Source organism: Ponticaulis profundi, assembly GCF_042659465.1.
Classification (GTDB): Bacteria; Pseudomonadota; Alphaproteobacteria; order Caulobacterales; family Hyphomonadaceae; genus Ponticaulis; species Ponticaulis profundi.
In genome coordinates, this window is the sequence record NZ_JBHSSW010000038.1 from 1 (window position 1) to 5,302 (window position 5,302).

The window sequence follows — 5,302 nt, forward strand, 5'->3', positions numbered from 1 at the left end:
GGTGAGATTGGGGTTTGGAAGGCAGGTGAGTCCGAGCTACAGCACGGCCCATCGAAAGATGGCCAAGGGTGCACACGGACCTCACCTGCCGATCCCAGAATAGCAGATTTCGCTAAGACAAGGATGAACTGCACCGTGCCCCCGCTCGAGGCGGCGAGCATCGCGGTGGCGGCTACAGGGAACTCCTCACTGTACAGAATTATGAAAACCTAATTTGGCTTCAGGCCTTGTGCGGGTGACCACTCGTCGCAGCGATGAACCTCTATGCAGCATCGAGAAGAATCCAGAGAAATCCGAAGAGGGCCGACCGAATTGCCTCAACTCGGGAGAGCATACAGTACCTTCTTCATTTAATTAATGGCCAAATCAGCCGTAACAGTAGCTAAAATCAAGCGCCAATACCGTACGCCTCCCATCGCACATACTCGACATCCAATTAAGGGCAATCTAAAAAATTCTCCACAATCAGCAGTTATTACGCGAACTAGCCTTATCCGGCTAGCGGACGCCGGGGCCCGCAAGGAACGCATGCCGCTATGAAATACTTCCTCGAAAACACGTAACCGGGTAGGGGACAGAGCAGCGCCGCTTGTTGCACATCGCTTAGGAACGTAGATTTTCGTTAGCAATGTGATCCTTAGGCCTTCACCCCCAAAGTAAACATTTTTTTCCTTCAGTCACAGACATGTCATGAGACAGTGTTCAGCCTTTTCCGGATCAGGGATATTCGTGTTAGGCGGATCTAAAATGGCATCAAGCAGATATGCCTGAAGTCGCCAGAGGGAAGAGTTGAATTCACCATCGCGCCTCGGAGATATCTCATTGCAGTGCCTATAACCTATTGACCAAAAAAGTGGTGATTGGTAGCTTGTCCCTACTGGATGGGGCGGTACTGACGACTGTAGAGGCGCGCAGGATTTGCCTATGGCTTCTCATCCAGAAAGCGTGTCGTTGAAGCCGGGTACGTGGCTCCAATGCCATCATCTCGAGTTCTGTGTCCTTGAGACGGTCTTGGCCGTTGCCGAAACCGGGAGTTTTCGCAAGGCGGGTAGTCTTCTCGGTATTGATCAGTCTGCCGTCACACGTCGGGTCCAGAAGCTGGAAGATATTCTTGGTGTGTCGCTGTTCGAGCGTAGCGTTGCCGGAGCGCGCCTTACACCGGCGGGTTGGAATTTCACCGCAAGATCGAGGGAGTTTGCTCGTCAGTTTCTGGACGCGGTACGGGCAGCGCGGTCCGCTGGTACAGCTGTCAGCGGGTGCTTGCACATTGGACTGACTGCATCGCTTTCGAGAGGAGCTTTCCGAGAGGTCGTCGCTAGATTTCGGACTCAACACTCTGATGTTTCATTGTCCTTTACGGAAGCAGACTTTGGCGAATTGAAAACTTCTCTCAGCCACAGAAGTATAGACTTGATCGGCGGAGCGGGCGAACCGACGTCTGAGCATGGCGACATGATGCTGCTTACAAGGGCGCCCCTGTATATCGCAGTCGCAGGAGATCATCCGCTCGCCCTGCGTTGCTGCGTCGATTGGTCGGATGTGGTGGCGATGTCTTTCATCGTATGCGCAGATGTAGCCGGGCAGACAATTCATGACTATATCATTCGAAGGAACAGCGATTTCGGACATCGGGCCTGTATCAAGGTACATAGGGTGCGGCGCGATGGGCTCATGAATTTGATAGGTTTGGGGCTCGGCATCAGTGTTGTTTGCGAGCAATGGTGCGGTGTCCGATATCCAAACGTAATGTTCATACCTCTCAGAGTAAAAGGAAAAGCGGAAACCATTCCATTCTCTCTGACCTGGTGCCCCGAGAATGACAATCCTGCGCTCAGGCGGTTTCTGAGTCTTGCGCGCGAAGTCGCGAAGGTTGATCTAATGTCTTTCGGGCCTTCGTGAAGGCTCTATCTGTAGCCATGAAACGCGCGAGCATGGGAGCTATCAGTTTAGCAGGTTCATTTTTCTGTCCTGTTTCATTGGCCAACACTGCGGCATAAGCCACGAGTTCTCGATGCACATCGGCTGGCAACTCAACATTCAGTTTAACAGGCTTATCATCAGGAATAGGGCCCAGTTTTAGTTTGCTCATGGATCAATTCCGATAGGGTTCGAGGACGAGGTCACGCGTGACCGTGACGTGGACCGGAAATCCGGGGCGAATGGTCAAGGTCGGCGGGATGGAAATCTGACGGCGGACGATCTCGTCCCCGACGCGGCCAATCGTGTCCTGCGTTCCCTCACGGATGGCGCGGGCAATGTCGTCGTCATCGTCGGCGCCCAATTCCACACCGATGTTCAGGACAGTGGCGAGTCCGGCCGCCATGAATAGTCGGCCCCAATGATTGTTCACGCCGTCTTCCAGCCCGGCATATCCCGCTTCGTCGGCTCCAGGTTGGCGTTCAAGCACGATGGAACGTCCATTGGGTAGAATCAGGCGCGTCCAGGCGAGCAGCACGCGGCTTTGGCCGAAAGCGACGCGGCTATCGTATTCACCGATGAGGCGCGCGCCTTGCGGGATCAGCAGGAAGCGACCGGTCGGGCTGTCATAGACATTGGATGTCACCTGCGCGGTGATCTGTCCGGGAAGGTCCGAGCGCAGACCCGTGACCAGCGCCGCCGGAATGACCGCACCGGCCTGGACCACATAGGGGCTGGGCGGATCGGTGAGCCGGTCGGTGCTTGTCGTGCGTCGATCAATGGGTTCGTCAAGGAAGGTTTCCCGTCTGTCCGTGGCATCAGGTGCTGCGCTTGTTACGCTCGCGGGAAAGAAGGATCCGGCGCCGGATTGTAAAGGACCGACCGCCGACGAAGTTTGAGGCTGGTCATCGATGGTGGTCGTGGCTTCAGCGAAAAGTCGGCTGAGCCGGGCTGCCTCCAACTCCTGCAACCGGCGCTGTTCGTCAGGATCGACGGCAGGCGCAGTGACGATCGCCGGCACGGGCTGCCCCCGTTGTTGAGCTGACAGGATCGGCCGTCCGAGTTCGCCCGGCAGCGGCGGCCCAAGTTGGGGTATGTTTGTATAGTCGGTCGGAAGGCGCGACAGACCTTCGGCCGTCTGAATGCGCTCGGTCGAATAGAGCTCCGATGGTCCATCAACGGGTTTGCGGTCTTGTAGCGCGACGATCAGTATGGCGCCGAGCCCGAGACCTCCGACCGCGCCAAGCACCGTCAGCGTGCGGCGCGAGAGACGCATGACCCTTGGCGGATCGGCGCGCAGCCGCAAAGAGGCGGCGATCTCTTTTTCCTCACGGGGTTCTCTATCCTTGCTCATTTGCGTGGCCCCACGGCGCTAGGACGTGATGTGGTACGAGCGTTGCGGTTCACCCCATCGGTGCGGACGATCCGCACGCGTTTCTGCCTGTCGCCGAGACGCAGTTCGGCGGCGGCGAAAAGCCGATCGACGATCATGTAGTTGCGGGCGATACGGTAGTTGACGAGTTGGCCTTCACCTTCCGGACCGATGACGAAGAGCGGCGGCATTTCCCCCTGACCGATCCCACGCGGGAACTCGATGAAGACCTGCCGCCCATCGTCGAAGGCGCGAAGCGGCCGCCAGGGCGCGCGGTCGCCCTCGATCCGGTAGCGGAAACGGAGGGAATCGAGCGCCACGTCGCGTCCGATCGGCAAGGCTGCTTCCGCCTCGGCGTTGCGCCGCCTGAGTACGATCAAGGCGTCTTCGGCATAGGTCCAGGAGACGGATGCCATGTAGGCGGACGGGTTCGCCCTGAGTTCGAGATGATAAGTCCGCCGATCCGTATTGATGACGAGGTTGGTCTGAAGATCGGGCCGCGTCGGTTTGACCAAGATGTGTATGCGCTGGCCATCGCCTGAACCGCTCTGGGTGTCGCCGATGATCCAGCGCGCCGTATCGCCGGCCGCGATCGGACCGGAGCCCACCAGGCTCTCTCCGGGCTGCAGGGCGATATCGGTGATCTGCCCCGGCGATGCGTAGACCTGATAGAGCGCACCCTCGCTGTAAGGATAGAGTTGTACTGCGTTGATGAAGCCGTCGCGCACCGGCTCCATGCGGGCGGCGGCATTCGCTTCGCTCACCCGTTCGGCGGGATCGACAGATTCCGGCGCTCGGTCTTCCCCATTGATCGGCTTGAGTTGACCGGGCAGCGGCAGTGGGCTGGTGAGCTCGACGATCCGCACCGGACGCTCCGGTTCGGGAAGAAGCGTCGCTTCGATCGGAGGGGTGTCGTAGGCGATCTCAGGCGGCTTGAAGGTCGCGCATCCCGAGAGCGCGGTCGCGGCGAGGAGGACCGTCATGGAGGCTTTGTTCAGGCGAAGTGTATTTATCATTGGGCAGACTCCCGAGACCAGTTGATGGCGTTGACGAAGATGCCGAGCGGGTTTTTGCGCAGTCGCTCGGCGTCGCGCGGCTGTTGCAGAACGATGGTGAGAATGGCGGTCCAGCGTTCGGTCGCGGCGAGCTGTCCGTTGGCGTAACGGCGCTCGACCCAGGCGATGCGGAAGCTTTTCTCGGAGGCGCGGATGACGCTGGAGACTTCGACCGAGATCTGCGTGTCGCCGACCTTGGCGAAGGGGTCGTTCACTCTGGCGTAGTCGTTGAGCGCCAGCGCGCCCTTGTCGGTCGTGAAGTCATACGCGTGCAGCCAGTTCTGGCGCAGCACGATCGGATCGGCGGGAATCTGGCGCACATTCTCGATGAAGCGCGAGAGGTGATAAGCGATCTGCGGATCGGTTGGACGGAAGTCCGCGGTGGCGGGCGCCACGGCTTGCGCCGCACCGAGCCTGTCCACTTCGACGACATAGGGCGTGATCGTCCCTTGTGTGGACTGCCAGACCAGAGCGGCGCTAAGTCCGCCTGAGAGCAGCAACGAGCCGAATGCCATCAGCCGCCAGTTCCTGGCTTGCACGCGGGCCGACCCGATGCGTTCGTCCCAGATCTGCGCGGCTTTCTGATAGGGCGTGACGGGCTCGGGAGTCTTGGAATAGCGAACGCTCGGGCGACGGAACATCATGATTTCTCCGAAAGGCTGACAGCGGTCCCGCCGCCACCATGGTCGCCAGAGCGAACGGCATGAGCTGCGACGGCGGCGCCGTGGTGAAGGGTTTGCTGTTGTTTCATGCGACGCGCCCAGGCTGGCGGTCCGTCACTAGCTGAGGGCGAGACGTCGGGGCTGTTGCTGAACCTGCCGCCGGTCGCTTCGAAGGCTGCGCGCGCGCCGGAGCGGTAGCGTCCGCTCATGGAGCGGCGAAGCGGGTTCGTAGCGGCGCCGACGCCGGCTTTTCCAACGCTGGCGAGACCGGCGGCGACACCGGAAGCGCCGCCGCC

General features: G+C 59.6%; 5 protein-coding genes and 1 pseudogene. 1 reads left to right on the forward strand and 5 read right to left on the reverse strand.

Features of this window, described 5'->3' with window-relative positions; all coding sequences use genetic code 11:
* The first annotated feature begins 924 nt into the window (after window positions 1–924).
* Complete coding sequence (locus ACFQDM_RS15440; protein WP_377380558.1) at window positions 925–1,899, forward strand: LysR family transcriptional regulator; 975 nt, start codon at window positions 925–927, stop codon at window positions 1,897–1,899.
* Here the strand turns inward: ACFQDM_RS15440 and ACFQDM_RS15445 are convergent.
* The 5 genes and pseudogenes from ACFQDM_RS15445 to ACFQDM_RS15465 form a co-directional block, all read right to left on the reverse strand.
* On the reverse strand, window positions 1,832–2,089 hold the full coding sequence (locus ACFQDM_RS15445; protein ID WP_377380559.1) for a DUF2274 domain-containing protein: 258 nt from the start codon (window positions 2,087–2,089) through the stop codon (window positions 1,832–1,834). The two genes, ACFQDM_RS15440 and ACFQDM_RS15445, sit on opposite strands and share 68 nt — an antisense overlap.
* Before the next feature lie 3 nt (window positions 2,090–2,092).
* Window positions 2,093–3,271, reverse strand: coding sequence for a TrbI/VirB10 family protein (locus tag ACFQDM_RS15450; protein WP_377380561.1), 1,179 nt, complete (start codon window positions 3,269–3,271; stop codon window positions 2,093–2,095).
* Window positions 3,268–4,305: a P-type conjugative transfer protein TrbG gene (gene trbG, locus ACFQDM_RS15455; protein WP_377380563.1), complete on the reverse strand. Its 1,038-nt coding sequence runs from the start codon at window positions 4,303–4,305 to the stop codon at window positions 3,268–3,270. Before trbG ends, ACFQDM_RS15450 begins: the two co-directional genes overlap by 4 nt.
* On the reverse strand, window positions 4,302–4,985 hold the full coding sequence (gene trbF / locus ACFQDM_RS15460; protein WP_377380564.1) for a conjugal transfer protein TrbF: 684 nt from the start codon (window positions 4,983–4,985) through the stop codon (window positions 4,302–4,304). Before trbF ends, trbG begins: the two co-directional genes overlap by 4 nt.
* Window positions 4,985–5,302 (reverse strand): annotated as a pseudogene (locus tag ACFQDM_RS15465) (P-type conjugative transfer protein TrbL); the annotation flags it as partial. The pseudogene ACFQDM_RS15465 and the gene trbF, both read right to left, overlap by 1 nt.